This is a genomic window from Palaeococcus ferrophilus DSM 13482 (assembly GCF_000966265.1).
GTDB lineage: Archaea > Methanobacteriota_B > Thermococci > Thermococcales > Thermococcaceae > Palaeococcus > Palaeococcus ferrophilus.
In genome coordinates this window covers 106,580-122,849 of record NZ_LANF01000018.1, presented here as the reverse complement: position 1 = coordinate 122,849, position 16,270 = coordinate 106,580, and the positions used below count along the sequence as shown (strand labels likewise).

Below are 16,270 nucleotides of genomic sequence, written 5' to 3'. Positions count from 1 at the left end.
TTTTCAATGCTTTTCTCTTAAATACCAGAGCTTCGCGCTCTCCTCCACGAGCTCCGCCTTGTAGAAGGCCTCGCGGAGGGTTCTTCCGACTGTAACAATCCCGTGGTTCTCCATTATCGCCGCATCGTACTCCTCCATGACTTTGGCAATCTCCTCGGCCAGCTCCTCACTTCCCGCGGGCCGGAAAGGAACCACGGGGATTCTCCTGAGGTAGAGCTCCGCCTCTGGGGTTATTATGGGGAGCCGTTCCCCAATGTTTGAAACCGCTATGGAGTACGAGGGGTGAAGGTGGGCTATGGCCCTCACATCCTCCCTCGCCCTGTAGATAGCAAGGTGGAGGCGCCACTCCGATGACGGCCTCACACCGCCCACCTGCTTTCCATCGAGTGTCATCACAGCCACCTGGGCCCCGCTCATGTCGTCCATGACTGCGCCGGTGGCCTTCACGAATATCTTCCCATTGAAGAGCACGCTGAGGTTTCCCCCGAAGGCGGCCGTTAATCCGCGCTCGTGGGCGAGGCGGGAATACTTCACAAGCTGGAATACTGGGGAGTTCATTTCCTCACCACCTCAAACCCGAAGCCGCAGGAGGGGCAGAAAGCTTTCTCCCCCTTCCAAGCTACCCCTTCAGCGCCGCATATCGGGCATGTATGGAGCTTTTCACTAGCTTTCCAGTTGGAGTAGGCCTCCTCATCCAGTATCAGGTATATGCCGTCATCCCTCTCCTCAAAGTGGCCGAAGACGGGGTAGCTTTCCATCTCAAAGCTCTCCGCGTCAATTATCGCGGGCTCAAGCCCAACGTTGCCCTCAAACGTCACTTCGCTGGCGGGAACGATTTCCACATAGTAGGCGTTGACCTCCTTGTCGTGATAGGCTATTACCTCGAGGGCATCGCTGAGCTCGCCGCTGGAGGAGATGACGTCAACCACCGCGTGCTCCGTTCCGGGCAGGATTATCGCCAGCACAAAGGGGTTCCTGTAAACGGCCATTCCCCTGTCAAGGCACGATTCCTCGAGGCCAAACTCCTTCAAAAACACCCTGAGCTCGTCTCCCTCCGGAAGTCTCCTCTCCCTCGCGATGAACTCCGTTATCCGGCGCGCAAGGGGCATGGCCAGCATTATGGGTTCATACGTTATCATGAGCACCACCAACGGGAGTCCTCGTGGAGGTTTAAATTTTTACCCTTTGTACAGCGAGTTCCCCTCGGCATCCACCGCCACGAGGAGCGGGAACTCCTCCACCTCGAGAACCCACAGGGCCTCGGGGACACCGAGCTCCTCCAACCAGAGAACGTCAACGACGCGCTTTATGCTTTCGGCCGCGAGGGAACCCGCGCCGCCTGTAAATGCAAAGTAGACAGCGCGGTCTTTGAAGGGCTCAGCGTTCATCCCGCCCTTTCCTATTACACCCCTGACACCGAGCGACAGGATTCCCTCGAGGTAGGCGTTCATCCTTGAACTTGTGGTGGGGCCCGCGGAGACTATCTCGTAGCCCTCGGAGGTTTTCCGCACCACCGGACCGCAGTGGTATAAAACAGCTCCTTCTAGATCAAACGGGAGTTCTCCAAGTTCCGCGAGCGAGAGTATCTTCCTGTGGGTGGCATCTCGCGCCGTCAGAATTCTCCCCGAGAGGTACACAACGTCTCCCGCCCTGAGTCTCACCACGTCCTCCCGTTGAAGCGGTGTGTGGAGCCTTACTGCCATATTCTCACCGTCCCATCCGCGCTTATCTCCATAAAGGCCCTCCTGTTGGCCCAGCACTGTACGATTAGCCCGACGGGGAAGCTCGCAGGATGCCGGTGGGCGACCTCGATTTTAACGTCGAGCGCGGTTGTGTTCCCACCCATGCCCATTGGGCCTATTCCGAGGGCGTTCACCTCCCTCAGAATCTCCTCCTCAAGTTCCGCGATTTTTGGTTCGGGGTTCTTCTCGCCTACCGGCCGGAGGAGAGCCTTTTTTGCAAGCTTTAGCGAGAGGTCAGCACTCCCTCCAATTCCCACCCCGAGGATAACGGGCGGGCAGGGCTTTCCGCCGCATTCTCTAACCCTCTCCAGGACGAAGCGCTTAACCCCCTCCCATCCCTCAGCAGGAGTCAGCATGGCCAGGGCGGAGCAGTTCTCACTCCCTCCTCCTTTCGGAAGAACGGCGATTTTTATGGAGTCTCCCCCCGCGAGCTCCCAGTGGATGATGGGGACGTTCTTTCCTGTGTTGTCACCGGAGTTTCTGTGGGTTACGACGTCTATTGCGTTCGGGCGGAGGGGAACTTCCAGAGTGGCGCGTTTTACAGCGTTCACGAGCCACCCCCGCACTTCGCGGAGGTAGGGGCTCTCAAGACCTGCCTCAACGAAGAAGGTTATCGTTCCGGTGTCCTGGCACACGGGTATAGAGCGGTTTCTTCCAATCTCTATGGCCTTCAGGATGTTTCCGAGGTTGAACCTTGCTATCCTGTCCTCCTCACGCTCGTATGCCTCCCGCAGGGCCCCAACGGTGTCCGCGGGAATGCGGGAGACAGCGAGTTTTATGGCTTCAATTACTTTCTCCTCCATGCTTTCCCATTACCTCCAATTTGATATAAAGCTTGCCCCATTGGGGGAATTATGGTTCACTGATGGGCTTTTTAAGACATGAGAGGCCATATTTTACGTGCATAAAACTTTTATAGGTGCAAACAGAGAATTTCCAAATGGAATATCCCACTTTCGAAAAAAATTCACTCAAAGTTCTTAACAAAAGGTGATAGAGATGGAGAAGCCGAAAATAGTTGAGGAACTCAAGCCCTTTTTTGAGCCCAAGGCGGTCGCCATCATAGGCGCCACGGACAAGAAGGGTAAGGTTGGAAACGTTATCTTCGAGAACTTCAAAATGAACAAAGAGCGCGGGATTTTCAAGGGCAACATTTATCCGGTCAACCCCAAGCTCGACGAGATAGAAGGCTACAAGGTCTACAAGAGCGTTGAGGAGCTCCCCGAGGATACCGACTTAGCGGTTATCTCGATTCCGGCAAAGTTCGTGCCGGCCACGATGAAGGACATTGCCAAAAAGGGGATAAAGAGCGTCGTTATCATCACGGGCGGCTTCGGTGAGCTCGGTGAGGAAGGCAAAAGGATGGAGCAGGAGATACTCGAGATAGCGAGGGAGAACGGCATAAGGGTTATTGGTCCCAACTGTGTCGGCGTTTACGTTCCAGACACCGGCGTTGACACCGTGTTTCTCCCCGAGAGCAAGATGGACAGGCCCAAGAGCGGCGAGATAGCCTTCGTCAGCCAGAGCGGTGCCTTCGCCGCTGCCATGCTCGACTGGGCCGCGATGGCGGGAATAGGCATAAGCAAGATGGTGAGCTACGGCAACAAGCTCGACGTTGACGACGCCGATTTGATGGACTACTTCATCCACGATGATGCTACAAAGGTCGTTACCTTCTACATCGAGGGCGTCAAGGACGGAAGGAAGTTCATTGAGAGCGCGAAGAGGATAAGCCAGGTCAAGCCCGTCATAGCCCTCAAGAGCGGAAGGACGGAGTACGGGGCCAAGGCGGCATCATCACACACCGGCTCGCTCGCGGGAGCGGACACGATTTACGATGCCGTCTTCAAGCAGACGGGTGTTTTAAGGGCGGAGGACTTCGAGCACATGTTTGATGTCGCAAAGGCCTTTGCCAAGTGCAAGCTCCCCAAGGGCGACCGCGTTGGCATCATCACGGACGGCGGTGGCGCTGGAGTCATGGCGAGCGACGCCGTGGCAAAGTTCGGCCTCAGGATGGCCGACCTCAGCGAGGAGAGCCTCAGGTACCTCAAGGAGAAGTTTCCGCCGCACGCGGTAGCGGGCAACCCAACGGATGTCGTCGGAGACACCGACGCCCAGAGATACAAGTACGCCATAGAGGCCTTTGTGAACGACCCCAACGTTGATGCGATAGTGGTTATAGTCCTCTTCCAGGTGCCCCTCCTCGACGAGATGGAGATTATTGACATCCTCGCCGAGTACAAGGAGAAGAGCGACAAGCCGATAGTTGCTGTCGCGATGGGTGGTAAGAAGACGGAGCACTACGCAAAGATACTCGAGGAGAAGGGCGTTCCCGTTTATCCAACCCCCGAGAGGGGAGTTAGGGCCATCGCTGGCCTTGTTCACTACGCCAAGTATCTTGAAAGGGTTAAGGGCTGATACCGTGGGGTGATGGGTATGAAGGAAGAAGCTCTGAAGGTTATAGAGGCCGTTAAGGTCTCAGGAAGGAACTCCCTCGTTGAATACGAGGCCAAGCAGGTGCTGAAGGCTTACGGCCTTCCCGTGCCGGAGGAGAAGCTTGCAAAGACCCTTGACGAGGCACTCCGCTATGCTGAGGAGCTCGGCTACCCCGTTGCGATGAAGCTCATGTCCCCGCAGATACTCCACAAGAGCGACGCGAAAGTGGTCCTCCTCAACATAAAAACCCCTGAAGAACTTAAGGAGAAGTGGGAGGTCATCCACGAGAACGCGCGCAAATACCGCCCCAACGCTGAGATACTCGGCGTCCTCATAGCCCCGATGCTCAAGGTCGGCAGGGAGGTCATCATAGGTGTCACGGAAGACCCGCAGTTCGGCCACGCACTCATGTTCGGTCTCGGTGGAATATTCGTCGAGGTTCTCAAGGATGTCACCTTCCGCATTATTCCAATAGAGGAGAAGGACGCCTGGGCAATGATAAAGAGCATAAAGAGCTACCCGATTCTGGCGGGAGCGCGCGGTGAGAAGCCGGCCGACATGAAGGCAATCGTTGACCTCATGCTCAAGGTCTCCCGGCTGGTGGACGACCTCAGGGACTACATCAAGGAGATGGACCTCAACCCGGTCTTCGTCTACAACGAGGGCGAGGGAGCGGTCATAGTTGACGCAAGGATTATCCTGAAGTGATTTCCCTTTTTATTTCTCCTCTCCCTTAGGGGAGCACATGGAAAGCGTTTCTCTCATCTCACTCCAGTTTGAGGGCTCTATAGAGAGAACCCTCAGAGTTTCCCTGTCCAGGGTTACCATGTAAACAGAGCCGCCCCTGGGTTCGTAGCCATTCCACACCTGCACGAGCGTGTAGTTGACCCTCAGGAAGGCAATGGAAGCCCCGTTTTTGTATTCGAGACAGCCTGCGATTACGCCGCACGTTACGTTGGGGAAGTACTGACTACAAAGCCCATTCATGGTGTGGATAAAGCTGTGCTCCCCCAACCTTTCATCAGGGCGCTTAATATGGGGATACGCCCCCAGAATGAGGAGGAGAACCAAAACAGAGAGCCAGAAAACCTGTTTACCCCTCATCACCAACCCTCCCCCGCCCCATTAGAAAAGCACCAATGGATAGTATACCAAAGACCCCAACGAAGAGGAAGCCCATTCTAATGCCGAGGAAGCCTATGAGGACCGGTCCTGCCGCCTGCCCGATGTCCTTTATGCTCTCCAGGAAGCCGAGGGCGGTTCCGCGAAGCCTCGATATTTCTGTGGCGAGGGGTTTGGTGGAGGCCTCGCTCACCGACGCCCCGATCGAGAAGATTATTGCTCCGGCCACGATTGCCCAGAGGGAACTGGCAAAGGCGAAAGCGAAGGCCGCCAGGCCAACCATAGCCATTCCTATTATTATCGGCTTTCTCCTCCCGATTCTGTCGCTGAGGTAGCCCGCGTAGGGCTTCACGACGGCCATTATCGAGATTTCAAGTGTGAGGATTAACCCGGAGAGCCACGCCCTGCCCTGAAGGTAGTAGAAGAGCGGCAGGAACGTCTCTATTCCCTGGTATGCCATGTAGACGGACGCATCGAGCAGGCCGATGATGAGGAGGTCTTTACTGAAAGTGAGCTCGAACTTCTCCAGCTCCCTTCCGGTATCCGGAAACCTGAAGGAGAGCAGGAAGACCACCATGCCAGTGATGGAGCAGAGGAGGAAGACAACCGGGAAGCCGAGGAAGTATATTATGCTCCCCGCCAGAAGGGGCGCCAGCGCCCTGCCGGCCAGCGTTGCTGAACTCAGAAAGCCCATGAACGTCCCCTTTCTGTCCGGATAGAGGTCGCTTACGAGGGCGAACGAAACCGGAACGAATATCGCGGTGGCGACGCCGTAGTAAACCCTGACGAGGGCGAGGGTGAGCGCGTCGTCCGCGAGGAAGTAGAGCAGAGGCGCGCTTAGGAAGACGAAGCCTCCAGCGATCAGAAGCTTTCTCCTCCCGTAGAGATCGCTGAGAAGGCCGGAGGAGAAGTTCACGAGGATTCCGGTCACGGTGGACGCCGCCGCCACGAGGCCTATATCACTTCTGCCCAGCCCGAGGCTCTCGGCGTAGAGGGGGAGCGTCGGGGACTTGCTCATCGTCGAGCCGAGGATGGCGAGAAAGCCGGCAAGGAGGAGAAAGTGGACACCACTAATCCGCTTCCCCATCCTCCATCTCTCCCTCCCGTCCCTGGAACATCTCCGAGCCGAGTATGTCGTGGATGATCACTATGTCCAGCAGTGCGTTGACCCCCTGAAGAACCACGCCCGTCATGAGCATCAGTATCGCCAGGAAGAGGTCGAGCCCCTTGTAGAGCAGGGCCGCTTTCGCTATTCGCTTCGAGCGCCTCACGAGCCCGACGGCGAGGACAAGGTTCAGGAGTCCAAAGACAAGATACGCGTAGAAGAAGGTCTTCTGAAAGTAGTAAAGGGAGAAAAAACCCTGAAGGGCGAGCAGATAAACGGCTATCCTCACGTCTTCGCACCCAGATAGCTCTCAAAGACCTCCACGTATTTAAACCCATCGTCCGGGAAGATGAGGACGTGGGTGCCATCGAGCTCCTCCGAAACCCTCTCGTAGGCTTTGACCACCGCTCCGGAGCTGAGGCCAATTAGAAGGCCGTCCCTTCGGGCAACGCTTATGGACCCTTCGATGGCTTCCTTTCTCGTTACCTCCACAATACGGTCCACCATCGAGCGGGAATACCACTTCTGGCCGTTTATCCTCTTGATGCCCGGAATCTTCTCCCCCTCCGCGGGGATAACTCCAATGACCTCCGTGCCGTGGCGCTCCTTGAGGTACTTCGCGAGCCCCGCTATGTGGCCCGAGGTTCCGATGCCAGCTATCAGAACGTCCGGTTTCTTCCCTACGCTCCTCAGCTGTTCCTCAATCTCCCTCGCCGTGACTCGGTAGTGAACATCGAAGTTGTCGTCGTTCTCGAACTGGTTGAGGTTCGCCGCACCTGCCTTTCTGGCCTCCTCCTTTACAAACTCGACCATCTCAGGGCTTATGGTCTCGAAGTCCGTGACGACCACTTCCGCCCCAAGAACCTTCAGGAGAACCTGTGTTGCCTTCGGCGTTGGCTTCGGCAGGTAAGCCCTGAACTCTATCCCCAGGACGTTGCTGAGCGCGGCGAGGGAGACGCTGGTGTTGCCGGAGCTCGCCTCAAAAAGGGCCGCGCTGTTTATGTTCCCGCGTTCAAGGGCACGTGAAAGCATGTTAAAAGCAGTTCTGTCCTTTATGCTCCTGCTGAAGGGGTTAAAGAACTCCAGCTTGGCAAAAGACATCCCCCCTCTCCGCTGAGAGCCTGACCAGGGGGGTGGGCTTGTACTTCTCGTATAGATCCATGGTGTTGTTAAACACGTTCATTCCCCATCACCGTGGGCCCCTCGGGGAAACGCTTAATAAATGTTTCGTTAGAGGCAATATTACCCATCAATGAGTATTAATACATCTCCTTCCTGAGCTCGTCGCTCGTCACGAGGACGAGGGCAAGGGCGGAGACGAACATTATCACGAGGGCGGTCCTCTCACCTATGAGCGTCCAGAGCAGGCCGAATAGGAAGTCGAGAAGCAGGAAGTACGAGCCAAGCTGGCGGAGCGCGTTGCTGTTCCGAAGTATCCCAACTCCCACCGCCAGGTGCATGAGCGCCACCACAATATAGCCGGCGAACGTAAAGCGCTCCCCGTAGCTCAGGACGCCTATGCCGAGAAAGTAAATCGAAAGGAGGAGAAAAACGGAGAAAACAACGGGTTTAAGCCTCATCCCCCAGCTCCTCCACGGGAAGCCTCATCCTTGAAACGATAACGAGCGTCAGGATGCCGAGGAGGGGCATCGCGGTGAGCTCACCGAGGGCAAGGCCCTCGCTTATGGAAGCCAAAGCCTCGGTGACGGAGGGTGCCACGGCGTTTGCTGAATTTGAGATGAGGCCCAGGGCGAAGGAAGCCCTCGGATAGATGCGCTTTGGATAGGTGGCGGGGGCACTCGTCCAGAAAGCCGGCCCCGTCCCCTGAAGGGCACCAACGAGCACAACACTCGCGAGGGCCATGCCGTAGTTCCCGGCCAGCATAGCCCTTGAGTAGATGGCCAATCCTATGAAGGCTATCCCGTAGGAGACTATCATGACCTGCACGATGGCCTTGAAGAGGCCCCTCGCGGTGGGGTTCTTCTTCGAGAGCTGGAATCCAACGAAGCCCATAACGATTGACCAGAGGGCCTTCGAGACGTTGAGGGTGGTGCTGAGGTTCGAGACGTGCTCCTTGGTCCAGCCAAGGTCGTAGCCAAGGCTCGCGGAGAAGCCGATTATGGTGAATATGACCCAGAGGGCCGGGAAGAAAGTCAGACCAAGCACCCAGGTGAAGGGCATCTTCCATATGTTGACCTTCTCGCTCCCCTTCTCGTGAACGACCTCGAAGTCCTCAACGAGGAGCCACCAGATGAGCAAGACGGCGTACATGACGAGGGAAGTTATCACAAACCCCATCTTCCAGCCAACCGCTTCCACGAGGTAGCGGGCGCTCATGCTCCCGAAGACGCCACCCCAGAAGATTCCGGAGAGGATTATGCCCTTGGCGAAGGGTCTCTCGGCCACAAAGAAGCGCGCTATCTGCGTGCTGAAGAGCGGGACGAGTGTAACGACGAAACCCTGGATGAAGCGGAGGGCGACAACAACGTACCAGTTGCCCACGTAGGGTATGATGAGCTGTGGGATCGCGGCCCAGCTGAGGGCTATCGCAACGCTCCTCTTGAAGCTCCCCTCGTAGAGCTTCGTGTGCCCGAGAAGGAAGGCGATGAAGAGACCGAAGACGTAGGCAACGTGCTGGAGATCATAGGCCGAGCCGCTTATTCCAAAGTGGCTGATTATGTCGGGTTTTGCAACGCCCATCATGCTCAGCGTCCCAAATCCGGCCGTCATAACGAGCGTGTCCAGGATGACGGTTTTCCAGCGCTTCATTTTCCCACCTCACATTTTTCCAAGCAGCATGAGTATTCCAAACACGATGAATATTACCCCCGCCCCTTTGTGGATCATCTCGAGGGGAAGGGCATCACCGATTCTGTCACCGATGAACGCCCCAATGAGGTTCACGAGGGCGAGTCCAACAACTGCCCCCACGAAGGCCTTGACCCAGCCGTACTTGGCCGCGAAGGCCATCGTGGCAAGCTGGGTCTTGTCCCCAAGTTCCGCAAGGAATATCGCCACGAGGACGTAGAGTACCTCCTGCATTCTGCATCCCTCAAAAGAAAAGGGTCAAAGGGACTCAAGAGCTTTTTTCATCCTCTCCATGGCCTCGATGAGGAGTTCCCTCTTGGTTGCGTAGCTTATCCTGACGTATCCCTCTCCCTGCTTTCCGAAGGCCGTTCCGGGGATGACCACTACCCCCGCTTCCTGGAGGAGCCACTTGGCGAACTCCTCGCTTTTCATTCCCGTATCCCTGATGTTGGCGAAGATGTAGAAGGCCCCCTTCGGCTCAAAGGCACTTATGTGGGGCATCTCCCTGAGGTGCTGGAGCACAAGGTTTCTCCTCTCCTCGTACGTCCTTCTCATCTTCTCGACGGCCTCCCAGCTCTCCTTGGCGCGGAGGGCCTCTATTCCAGCTATCTGGATGAAAGAGGTGACGTTTCCGAGTATGTAGGCGTGGAGCTTTATCATGTCCCTAATTATCTCCTCCGGTGCGATGGTGAAGCCGAGCCTCCACCCGGTCATGGCGAAGGTCTTGGAGAAGCTGTTGGCCAGAATAGTATTGTAGGGTGCGTACTTCACCATTGGCTGGTGTTTGGCACCGTCGTAGAGGAAGTGCTCGTAGGGCTCGTCGCTGAGGATGTAGATGTTGTAGTCCTCGGCTATGTCGGCAACGGCCCTTGCCACTTCCTCGTCGAGGGTCGCGCCGGTTGGGTTGTTGGGATAGTTCATGACGATGACCCTCGTCCTCTTGCTCACAAGCTCGAGGAGCTCGTCGGGATCCGGCTGAAAGCCGTTCTCCTCACGGAGGGGCAGCCTCACGGGTTTGGCCTCCGCCAGTTTGGCGTCCTCCATGTAAGAAACAAAGGCCGGGTCCGGGATTATCACCTCGTCCCCATCCTCGAGAAGGGCCTCAAACGCCAGGTAGGTGGCTTCGTAAGCACCGGCCGTAACTATGACGTGGTCATCGGGAACTTCAACACCGTAGAATTTTTTGTAGTACTCGGCTATGGCATCCCTAAACTCCGGTATTCCCGCGTTGGGGGTGTAGTGAGTGTAACCCTCGTCAATGGCCCTCTTGGCGGCCTCTTTTATATTCTGGGGTGTGTCAAAATCGGGCTCACCTATCCCCAGGGAAATGACGTCCTTCATTTTGGAGGCCATCTCGAAGAGCTCCCTAATTTTGGAGCGCTGTATCATGTTTATCCTTCCAGCGAGGAAGTACTTGCGCTTCTTATACTTCATGAGCATCACCTCGAGCATGGAAAGGTGAGGGAAGTTTCTTATAAAGTTTATTGAAAACCGCTTAGGAAATATTGGGGTTTCTCCGAAAATGATTCAAAGATTGGGCCATAATCCGGGTTTAAGTCCGCATCCTGGCGATATTTCCGAAGGCGTACTTAAAGCACTTCCACCATTGCCGAGAGCTCGAAGTAATCCCTCAGACTCTCCGGGTTGCAGTCCTCCATGGGCACCTCCCTGAGGTCGAGCTCTTCCATCAGCGCCCTCACTTCCCCGGGGGTTAGGTTGATAGCAACGAGGTAGTTCTGCCCCTCCCTCGCCCCCACTTTTTCAATGGCCTCCTTTATCTGAAGCGTCCCGGCGAGCCTCAAAAGAATCTCCCCTTTGAGCGTCCTCGCATGGTTTGTTCCCCTTTCGAATGATTTTAGTGCGAGTATGGTACCGAAAACGGCATGTTTCCAGCATGGAACGTTAACTATCTGGACCCTATCCCCAAGTTTTTCAAAAATTTTTGAGGGTTTATCTACCGTAACCTTCGTAACCAAAATCTCCCCGTAGGTGCCTTTAATTGTTCTCATAGCCTCACCAAAACCTTCTTTTTCGTCGGGCTTTATAACACTTTTTGCAGGTTTTCAGAACAAATGTTCTTAAATTTTTTGTTTAATTGGATAATTTTCTTAAATTTTTTGAAATTGATATTATCATAGTATTAACGGAGACAAAAAAGTATTTAACTACATAATGGCCATTAGCATATTAGCAATCGTCTACGGTGGCTTCAACATGGCACGAAACATGCGCATCATCAGCGTCCAGCTGCCCCAGAACCTCATCAACGCCCTTGATATACTTGTTAAGCGTGGGGTGTACCCCAACAGGAGCGAGGCCATAAGGGTGGCGATACGCGATCTGGTCAGGAGAGAGCTCTACCAAACAGAGATTGGCGAGGAAAAGCCAGACTATATCGTAGATTAAAAGTAACGGGGGTATAGGGGATGGTGTTTAAGCTGCTTGAGCAGGCTGGTTTGAATATCTTCGACGATGAGGGTAACGAGGGAAGTAGGGAAAGGAGTCCTGTAAACATAAAGGTGATTGGAGTTGGTGGGAGCGGTAACAACACGATAACGAGGCTCTATGACATCGGTGTCAATGGTGCGGAGCTTATAGCCATGAACACCGACTCCCAGCAGCTCCAGAGGACCAAAGCCGACAGGAAAATCCTCCTCGGCCCGAACATAACCTATGGAAAGGGCGCCGGAGGGAGTCCTATGGTGGCCTACAGGGCCGCCGAGGCGAGCGCCCAGGAGATTGCCGACGTTGTTAAGGACACAGACCTCGTATTCATAACCGCGGGAATGGGTGGAGGTACCGGAACGGGTGCCGCCCCCGTGGTCGCGAGGGTCACCAAGGAAGTCGCTAAGAACAGCGGAAGGCTTCAGGAGCCCCTTGTCGTTGGCGTTGTGACCTTCCCCTTCAAAATGGAGGGCCAGATAAAGCTTGACAAAGCAAGGGCCGGTGTCAAGGAGCTCATGAAGTACGCCGATACGGTTATTGTCGTTGATAACAACAAGCTCCTTGACCTGGTTCCCAACCTCCCGATAACGCAGGCCTTCCGCGTTGCCGACGAGGTCATCGCGCGGATGGTTAAGGGGCTGAGCGAAACCATCAACCAGGACTCAATGGTCAACATAGACTACGCCGACGTTTACACCGTCATGAAGAAGGGCGGCACGGCCCTCATAGGTATAGGCGAGAGCAACTCGAAGAACAGGGCCGTTGATGCCGTTCTCGATGCCCTCAACAACAGGATGCTCGACGTTGAGTATGACGGTGGAAAGGCCGCCCTGGTACACTTCACCATGGGGCCCGACGTCAAGCTCGAGGAGATCAACCGCGCCATGGAGGAGGTCAACAAGAGGCTCGGTGCGAGGAGCGAGGTCATCTGGGGGGCCAGGATAGACGAGGAGCTTGAGGGCTACGTCCGCGTTATGGTGATAATGACCGGCGTGAGGAGCCCATACGTCTACGGAAGCCAGGAGGCCCTACAGGAGGAGAACAGCGTCATACCCGAGGCCCCGAAGGAGATAACATACACCCCGAGCTACGGAAACGTTGACATCGAGTTCAACCGCGACTTCTACGACGACGAGATGAAGCCTCTCTACCCGCAGAGGAGGGTTTACAGGTTCGATAACATACCGGACCTTTGATTTCCTTCTTTAACATTAACTTCAGCGGTGGCACGAGATGGCAGTGGTCATTAGTGTAGCCAATCAGAAAGGTGGTGTGGGTAAGACCACCCTCACCCTCAACCTCGCCCACGCGCTGGCCAACCGGGGGCGGAGGGTACTACTCGTTGATGTTGACCCTCAGTTCAACCTGACCTTCGGCCTGATAGGGCTCAAGGTTCTTGAATATGAAAACAACAACGTGGGCACGCTTCTCACAAAGGAGAGCAACGTCGAGGACACCATAATACCTGTGAGGGAGAACATCCATATAATCCCCTCCCACCTGAACCTATCCCAGAAGGAGATAGAGATAATTAACTCCTACAACCGTGAGAGAAGGCTCGAGAAGGCTTTGAGGCCGGTTCTCCCCGACTACGACTACGTCCTCATAGACAACCCGCCGAGCATGGGCATATTCCTGGTTAACTCCCTCACAACGTCGGACTACGTTCTGATACCCCTTGAGCTCAGCTACTTCGGCGTAATAGGAATGCAGCTTATGTTCAACCTCATGAAGATGATAAAGGAGGAGACGAACGAGGGGCTCTCCCTCCTCGGCATAGTCCCCAACAAGTTCACCCGCCAGACGAAAGTCCCAAAGACCCGGCTCCAGGAGCTCAGGGAGACCTATCCAAACGCGCCCCTTCTGACGACTATCCCGCAGTCGGTTGCCCTCGAGAAGGCCCACGCCCAAGGGATGAGCATCTTTGAGTTCGATGGCGATGGTAGAGCGGCCAAAGCGTTTACCAAGCTTGCAGGTGAGGTGATAGAAATTGTCGAGAGGAGATAAAATCCCGAAGCTGTTTGACGGTTCCATTGATGAACTCACGAAACCCGCTAAAATCGAGGGCGAGGCTAAAAAGAAGGACCTCAAGAAAGTCAAGAAGCAGAAAACGCTCTTCGTAAGCCAGGATATGAACATGAAGCTGATAGAGCTCTACGCCCACGAGGGCAGGAGACAGAGCGTGATCGTCGAGGATGCGGTGAACCTTTACTACTACCTCAAAAAAGCCATGGGAGAGCGGAAATTCGGAGAGCTCATGAGCGTCGTTGCCAGGGAAGACGAGGAAAAACTCAGGGAGTACCTCGCAAAGTTTTCGATTTAATAAAACCCCTTCAAACCAGCCCGCTTAAAATCATCCCCGCCCCCATTTATTGTTTGGGCTGGAATAAGAGGTGGTAGAATAAGCCCCCTAAAATCACCTGCAGAAGTGTTCAATAATCCTTTCTATTATTTTGCTCGTCTTCGCTATGTCGCTCCTGTAGAGAAAGGGTATCTTTATGATCTCCGCGTTTATGCCGTGCTCCCTGAGGCGCTCCTTCATCTCGTTGATATCGAAGTTCTGGTCCGGTCCGAGGACTATCACGTCGGGGTTTATCTTCCTGACCAGTTCGTAGCTTATTTCCTCCGGCGCGCCGATGTAAACCTCATCCACAGGCTTTAATGCCCTCAAAAGCTCCGCCCTGTCCTCCATAGAGTTCACCGGAGGGCGGCCCTTAAGCCTCTTGACGGTCTCGTCGTGGGCCACTATGACGACCAGCTCGTCTCCCATCTTTTTCGCTTCCGTGAGGAAGTGAATATGCCCCACGTGGAGGAGGTCAAACACCCCTCCCACAAGCACCCTTATCTTCTCTCCCATTCCTATCACCCGTTAAACGGTGAGCTCCCACAGCCTGTCCTTGGCGTGGTGGATGTTCTTCACGGCCTTACCCTTCTTGGACTCCTTCATCCTCTTTCCGTCCATGAGGGCTATCCCTATGGCCAGGGGCCTCCCGAAGTTCTCCTCCACAACGAAGACGAAGTCCCCCTCCCCTATGCCCTCATCCGCGTCGGTGATGCCGGGGGCCATCACGTCGGCACCGTCGAGGACGTAGGGAACGGCCCCTGCATCCACCACAACACTGCGCTTCCAGGTTCTCAGGTCTTCTTCATTGGAGAGCTCGTACAGCGTGGAAACGAGGGGAAAGACGAGACCTTCCCGTCTTATGAACCTCGGCTTTCCGTTAACGAAGATTACCTGGGTTATTCTGTCAACCTCGGCTATCTCAACGTCGTCCTTCTTCTTTATCAGCTTTGAGGCCACCTCCTCCCCGAACAGTCTGCCCATCTCGGCTATTATGCCCTTAACGTCCTTCTTGCTGAGGTGCCTCCTTGACCTGAACTCCATCACAACCCCTCCGCTATCTTTCTCGCACTCTCCCGGGGGTTATCACTCGCGTAGATGCTCCGCCCAACTATTATGAAGTCTGCCCCGGCTTTTAAGGCTTCTCCCGCGCTTCCTCCCTGGGCACCGACGCCGGGGGTGAGGATTTTAATCCCCTCCTCCAGCCTCGAACGGATGTAGGCGATACGCTCGGGCCTCGTTGCGGGTGCGATTACACCAAAGGGGCGGAGTTCGTTGGCGAGAGCTATCAGCTCGTCCGTTACGGGCTGAATGAACTCCCCGGCCCCGGGGTGGCTCATCTCAACCACCACTATCGTCTCACCCTCCTCCATCACCGCCCTCACGCTGTCCCTCCCAACGAAGCCGTGAGCTATGATATAGTCGGCTCCCTCCGCGAAGATTCGCCTCGCTATGAGCCTGTTGGTGTTAGGGATATCCGCCAGCTTCAGGTCGGCTATTATTGGGAGGCCCGTGCGCTCCTTGAGCTCCCCTATTATCGAGGCCCCGCTCCCGATTATGAGGGGCCAGTTCACCTTGATGGCCCACAGGTATGCCCGGGTTTCCTCCGCTATTTCCAGCGCCCTCTCCCGCTCATAGACGTCGAGGGCCAGGATCAGGTGCTTCATCCTACCACCTCCGCAAGCTCCCTCGGCACCTCATCCCTCAGAAACACCGCGACGTGGATCGCGCTCTTCACCGCCACATGGGGCTCTTCGGCCCAGGAGATAACGAGGGCATCGCCTTCCGAGGGGTTGAGCTTTCCCATCAGCTCCTCCGCGAGCTCTGGAAGGGTTTCCCTCAGGGGCCTCCCGTCCTCTGGGAAAACGGGCTCACCGTCTTTAACGCGGAGTATCATCGCACCCTTCGCCCCAGCCCTTATGGCCTCGTCCCTTAGATCAATGCTTTTGAAGGTGGGTGGGCCGTGTATCTTGAGGGCCCGGGACGGCATTCCCTCCACAGGGCTAACCGGCACGGGCTCCGAGAACTTACCCGCAAGCTCCCCAAGAACACTCTCGCCCTTATCACTCAGGTGATGTCCCCTCTGCTTCGATTCAATCAAGCCCAGTGAGGAGAGCTTCTTCAAAAGCGTTCTCACACTCCCCTCGCCAAGCCCGAGTCCCTCTGCCAGCTGTTTCCGTCCCTTCGTTTCTTTGAGCGCAAAAATAGCAGCAATCACATCCTCAAGCTCATACTCCGGGTAAGCGCCCCGCTTCCAGCTCATTTTTTCAC

23 protein-coding genes are annotated in these 16,270 nt (G+C 55.5%); 6 read left to right on the top strand and 17 right to left on the bottom strand.

Annotated features, from left to right (window positions below):
* Nucleotides 1–3: 3 nt before the first annotated feature.
* Genes PFER_RS09705 through PFER_RS09690 form a run of 4 tightly spaced genes read right to left on the bottom strand, consistent with a single transcriptional unit; the run spans nucleotide 4 to nucleotide 2,545 of the window.
* Nucleotides 4–558 (bottom strand): aldolase, encoded by a 555-nt coding sequence (locus tag PFER_RS09705; protein ID WP_048151588.1) that lies wholly within the window; start codon nucleotides 556–558, stop codon nucleotides 4–6.
* Entirely contained in the window at nucleotides 555–1,139 is a 585-nt protein-coding gene (locus PFER_RS09700; protein WP_048151586.1) for a membrane protein, read from the bottom strand. The genes PFER_RS09705 and PFER_RS09700 overlap by 4 nt, the downstream gene beginning before the upstream one ends.
* A gap of 39 nt (nucleotides 1,140–1,178) precedes the next feature.
* The gene (locus tag PFER_RS09695; protein WP_048151585.1) at nucleotides 1,179–1,703 is read right to left on the bottom strand and encodes a FumA C-terminus/TtdB family hydratase beta subunit; all 525 of its coding nucleotides are present in this window, start codon (nucleotides 1,701–1,703) and stop codon (nucleotides 1,179–1,181) included.
* Nucleotides 1,694–2,545 carry a fumarate hydratase gene (locus PFER_RS09690; RefSeq protein WP_048151580.1) on the bottom strand — a complete coding sequence of 284 codons (852 nt, stop codon included), beginning with the start codon at nucleotides 2,543–2,545 and terminating at the stop codon, nucleotides 1,694–1,696. Before PFER_RS09690 ends, PFER_RS09695 begins: the two co-directional genes overlap by 10 nt.
* Nucleotides 2,546–2,741: 196 nt before the next feature.
* On the opposite strand from PFER_RS09690, the gene PFER_RS09685 reads away from it, so the two are divergent.
* Nucleotides 2,742–4,160, top strand: a complete 1,419-nt coding sequence (locus PFER_RS09685; RefSeq protein ID WP_048151578.1) for an acetate--CoA ligase family protein — start codon at nucleotides 2,742–2,744, stop codon at nucleotides 4,158–4,160.
* Nucleotides 4,161–4,178: 18 nt separating this feature from the next.
* Nucleotides 4,179–4,886 (top strand): acetate--CoA ligase family protein, encoded by a 708-nt coding sequence (locus tag PFER_RS09680; protein ID WP_048151575.1) that lies wholly within the window; start codon nucleotides 4,179–4,181, stop codon nucleotides 4,884–4,886.
* A gap of 9 nt (nucleotides 4,887–4,895) precedes the next feature.
* On the opposite strand, the gene PFER_RS09675 is transcribed toward PFER_RS09680, so the two are convergent.
* The 9 genes from PFER_RS09675 to cgi121 all read right to left on the bottom strand — a co-directional run bounded on the left by PFER_RS09675 (nucleotide 4,896) and on the right by cgi121 (nucleotide 11,222).
* Nucleotides 4,896–5,282 (bottom strand): hypothetical protein, encoded by a 387-nt coding sequence (locus tag PFER_RS09675; protein ID WP_048151573.1) that lies wholly within the window; start codon nucleotides 5,280–5,282, stop codon nucleotides 4,896–4,898.
* On the bottom strand, nucleotides 5,272–6,387 hold the full coding sequence (locus PFER_RS09670; protein WP_048151570.1) for an MFS transporter: 1,116 nt from the start codon (nucleotides 6,385–6,387) through the stop codon (nucleotides 5,272–5,274). Before PFER_RS09670 ends, PFER_RS09675 begins: the two co-directional genes overlap by 11 nt.
* Entirely contained in the window at nucleotides 6,371–6,694 is a 324-nt protein-coding gene (locus tag PFER_RS09665; protein ID WP_048151569.1) for a hypothetical protein, read from the bottom strand. Before PFER_RS09665 ends, PFER_RS09670 begins: the two co-directional genes overlap by 17 nt.
* Nucleotides 6,691–7,506, bottom strand: coding sequence for a cysteine synthase family protein (locus tag PFER_RS09660; RefSeq protein WP_048151567.1), 816 nt, complete (start codon nucleotides 7,504–7,506; stop codon nucleotides 6,691–6,693). Before PFER_RS09660 ends, PFER_RS09665 begins: the two co-directional genes overlap by 4 nt.
* A gap of 158 nt (nucleotides 7,507–7,664) precedes the next feature.
* Nucleotides 7,665–7,985: a hypothetical protein gene (locus tag PFER_RS09655; RefSeq protein WP_048151565.1), complete on the bottom strand. Its 321-nt coding sequence runs from the start codon at nucleotides 7,983–7,985 to the stop codon at nucleotides 7,665–7,667.
* The gene (locus PFER_RS09650; protein WP_048151563.1) at nucleotides 7,975–9,174 is read right to left on the bottom strand and encodes an MFS transporter; all 1,200 of its coding nucleotides are present in this window, start codon (nucleotides 9,172–9,174) and stop codon (nucleotides 7,975–7,977) included. The genes PFER_RS09655 and PFER_RS09650 overlap by 11 nt, the downstream gene beginning before the upstream one ends.
* A 9-nt stretch (nucleotides 9,175–9,183) precedes the next feature.
* Nucleotides 9,184–9,447 carry a TMEM165/GDT1 family protein gene (locus PFER_RS09645; protein ID WP_048151561.1) on the bottom strand — a complete coding sequence of 88 codons (264 nt, stop codon included), beginning with the start codon at nucleotides 9,445–9,447 and terminating at the stop codon, nucleotides 9,184–9,186.
* 24 nt (nucleotides 9,448–9,471) lie between these two features.
* Nucleotides 9,472–10,647 carry an aminotransferase class I/II-fold pyridoxal phosphate-dependent enzyme gene (locus PFER_RS09640; RefSeq protein ID WP_048151559.1) on the bottom strand — a complete coding sequence of 392 codons (1,176 nt, stop codon included), beginning with the start codon at nucleotides 10,645–10,647 and terminating at the stop codon, nucleotides 9,472–9,474.
* 155 nt (nucleotides 10,648–10,802) lie between these two features.
* Nucleotides 10,803–11,222, bottom strand: a complete 420-nt coding sequence (gene cgi121, locus PFER_RS09635) for a KEOPS complex subunit Cgi121 (protein WP_048151556.1) — start codon at nucleotides 11,220–11,222, stop codon at nucleotides 10,803–10,805.
* 163 nt (nucleotides 11,223–11,385) lie between these two features.
* On the opposite strand from cgi121, the gene PFER_RS09630 reads away from it, so the two are divergent.
* The 4 genes from PFER_RS09630 to PFER_RS09615 are packed head-to-tail and all read left to right on the top strand — an operon-like array spanning nucleotide 11,386 to nucleotide 13,981.
* Nucleotides 11,386–11,619, top strand: coding sequence for a ribbon-helix-helix domain-containing protein (locus PFER_RS09630; RefSeq protein WP_394297002.1), 234 nt, complete (start codon nucleotides 11,386–11,388; stop codon nucleotides 11,617–11,619).
* A 20-nt stretch (nucleotides 11,620–11,639) separates the two neighbouring features.
* A complete protein-coding gene (gene ftsZ, locus PFER_RS09625; protein ID WP_052696225.1) occupies nucleotides 11,640–12,854 on the top strand; it encodes a cell division protein FtsZ in 1,215 nt (404 codons plus the stop codon).
* A 37-nt stretch (nucleotides 12,855–12,891) separates the two neighbouring features.
* Nucleotides 12,892–13,665 carry a ParA family protein gene (locus PFER_RS09620; RefSeq protein ID WP_048151554.1) on the top strand — a complete coding sequence of 258 codons (774 nt, stop codon included), beginning with the start codon at nucleotides 12,892–12,894 and terminating at the stop codon, nucleotides 13,663–13,665.
* Nucleotides 13,649–13,981: a hypothetical protein gene (locus tag PFER_RS09615; protein WP_048151552.1), complete on the top strand. Its 333-nt coding sequence runs from the start codon at nucleotides 13,649–13,651 to the stop codon at nucleotides 13,979–13,981. The genes PFER_RS09620 and PFER_RS09615 overlap by 17 nt, the downstream gene beginning before the upstream one ends.
* A gap of 93 nt (nucleotides 13,982–14,074) precedes the next feature.
* Here PFER_RS09615 and PFER_RS09610 read toward each other — a convergent pair whose 3' ends face one another.
* Genes PFER_RS09610 through PFER_RS09595 form a run of 4 tightly spaced genes read right to left on the bottom strand, consistent with a single transcriptional unit; the run spans nucleotide 14,075 to nucleotide 16,262 of the window.
* On the bottom strand, nucleotides 14,075–14,515 hold the full coding sequence (locus tag PFER_RS09610) for an adenylyltransferase/cytidyltransferase family protein (RefSeq protein WP_394297001.1): 441 nt from the start codon (nucleotides 14,513–14,515) through the stop codon (nucleotides 14,075–14,077).
* A 12-nt stretch (nucleotides 14,516–14,527) separates the two neighbouring features.
* Nucleotides 14,528–15,043, bottom strand: a complete 516-nt coding sequence (locus PFER_RS09605; protein WP_048151551.1) for an RNA-binding protein — start codon at nucleotides 15,041–15,043, stop codon at nucleotides 14,528–14,530.
* On the bottom strand, nucleotides 15,043–15,666 hold the full coding sequence (pyrF, locus tag PFER_RS09600) for an orotidine-5'-phosphate decarboxylase (protein ID WP_048151549.1): 624 nt from the start codon (nucleotides 15,664–15,666) through the stop codon (nucleotides 15,043–15,045). Before pyrF ends, PFER_RS09605 begins: the two co-directional genes overlap by 1 nt.
* On the bottom strand, nucleotides 15,663–16,262 hold the full coding sequence (locus PFER_RS09595) for a DUF4443 domain-containing protein (RefSeq protein ID WP_048151547.1): 600 nt from the start codon (nucleotides 16,260–16,262) through the stop codon (nucleotides 15,663–15,665). Before PFER_RS09595 ends, pyrF begins: the two co-directional genes overlap by 4 nt.
* Nucleotides 16,263–16,270 lie beyond the last annotated feature (8 nt).

Excerpts from the sequence above, each read along its gene's own strand:
- PFER_RS09645 (WP_048151561.1), bottom strand. The coding sequence starts at position 9,447 with ATGCAGGAGGTACTCTACGTCCTCGTGGCGATATTCCTTGCGGAACTT.
- PFER_RS09650 (WP_048151563.1), bottom strand. The coding sequence starts at position 9,174 with ATGAAGCGCTGGAAAACCGTCATCCTGGACACGCTCGTTATGACGGCC.
- PFER_RS09640 (WP_048151559.1), bottom strand. The coding sequence starts at position 10,647 with ATGAAGTATAAGAAGCGCAAGTACTTCCTCGCTGGAAGGATAAACATG.
- PFER_RS09620 (WP_048151554.1), top strand. The coding sequence starts at position 12,892 with ATGGCAGTGGTCATTAGTGTAGCCAATCAGAAAGGTGGTGTGGGTAAG.
- PFER_RS09685 (WP_048151578.1), top strand. The coding sequence starts at position 2,742 with ATGGAGAAGCCGAAAATAGTTGAGGAACTCAAGCCCTTTTTTGAGCCC.
- PFER_RS09675 (WP_048151573.1), bottom strand. The coding sequence starts at position 5,282 with ATGAGGGGTAAACAGGTTTTCTGGCTCTCTGTTTTGGTTCTCCTCCTC.
- PFER_RS09630 (WP_394297002.1), top strand. The coding sequence starts at position 11,386 with ATGGCCATTAGCATATTAGCAATCGTCTACGGTGGCTTCAACATGGCA.
- PFER_RS09700 (WP_048151586.1), bottom strand. The coding sequence starts at position 1,139 with ATGATAACGTATGAACCCATAATGCTGGCCATGCCCCTTGCGCGCCGG.
- PFER_RS09660 (WP_048151567.1), bottom strand. The coding sequence starts at position 7,506 with ATGTCTTTTGCCAAGCTGGAGTTCTTTAACCCCTTCAGCAGGAGCATA.
- PFER_RS09605 (WP_048151551.1), bottom strand. The coding sequence starts at position 15,043 with ATGGAGTTCAGGTCAAGGAGGCACCTCAGCAAGAAGGACGTTAAGGGC.
- PFER_RS09595 (WP_048151547.1), bottom strand. The coding sequence starts at position 16,262 with ATGAGCTGGAAGCGGGGCGCTTACCCGGAGTATGAGCTTGAGGATGTG.
- PFER_RS09610 (WP_394297001.1), bottom strand. The coding sequence starts at position 14,515 with ATGGGAGAGAAGATAAGGGTGCTTGTGGGAGGGGTGTTTGACCTCCTC.
- PFER_RS09655 (WP_048151565.1), bottom strand. The coding sequence starts at position 7,985 with ATGAGGCTTAAACCCGTTGTTTTCTCCGTTTTTCTCCTCCTTTCGATT.
- PFER_RS09680 (WP_048151575.1), top strand. The coding sequence starts at position 4,179 with ATGAAGGAAGAAGCTCTGAAGGTTATAGAGGCCGTTAAGGTCTCAGGA.
- PFER_RS09695 (WP_048151585.1), bottom strand. The coding sequence starts at position 1,703 with ATGGCAGTAAGGCTCCACACACCGCTTCAACGGGAGGACGTGGTGAGA.
- cgi121 (WP_048151556.1), bottom strand. The coding sequence starts at position 11,222 with ATGAGAACAATTAAAGGCACCTACGGGGAGATTTTGGTTACGAAGGTT.
- pyrF (WP_048151549.1), bottom strand. The coding sequence starts at position 15,666 with ATGAAGCACCTGATCCTGGCCCTCGACGTCTATGAGCGGGAGAGGGCG.
- ftsZ (WP_052696225.1), top strand. The coding sequence starts at position 11,640 with ATGGTGTTTAAGCTGCTTGAGCAGGCTGGTTTGAATATCTTCGACGAT.
- PFER_RS09690 (WP_048151580.1), bottom strand. The coding sequence starts at position 2,545 with ATGGAGGAGAAAGTAATTGAAGCCATAAAACTCGCTGTCTCCCGCATT.
- PFER_RS09670 (WP_048151570.1), bottom strand. The coding sequence starts at position 6,387 with ATGGGGAAGCGGATTAGTGGTGTCCACTTTCTCCTCCTTGCCGGCTTT.
- PFER_RS09705 (WP_048151588.1), bottom strand. The coding sequence starts at position 558 with ATGAACTCCCCAGTATTCCAGCTTGTGAAGTATTCCCGCCTCGCCCAC.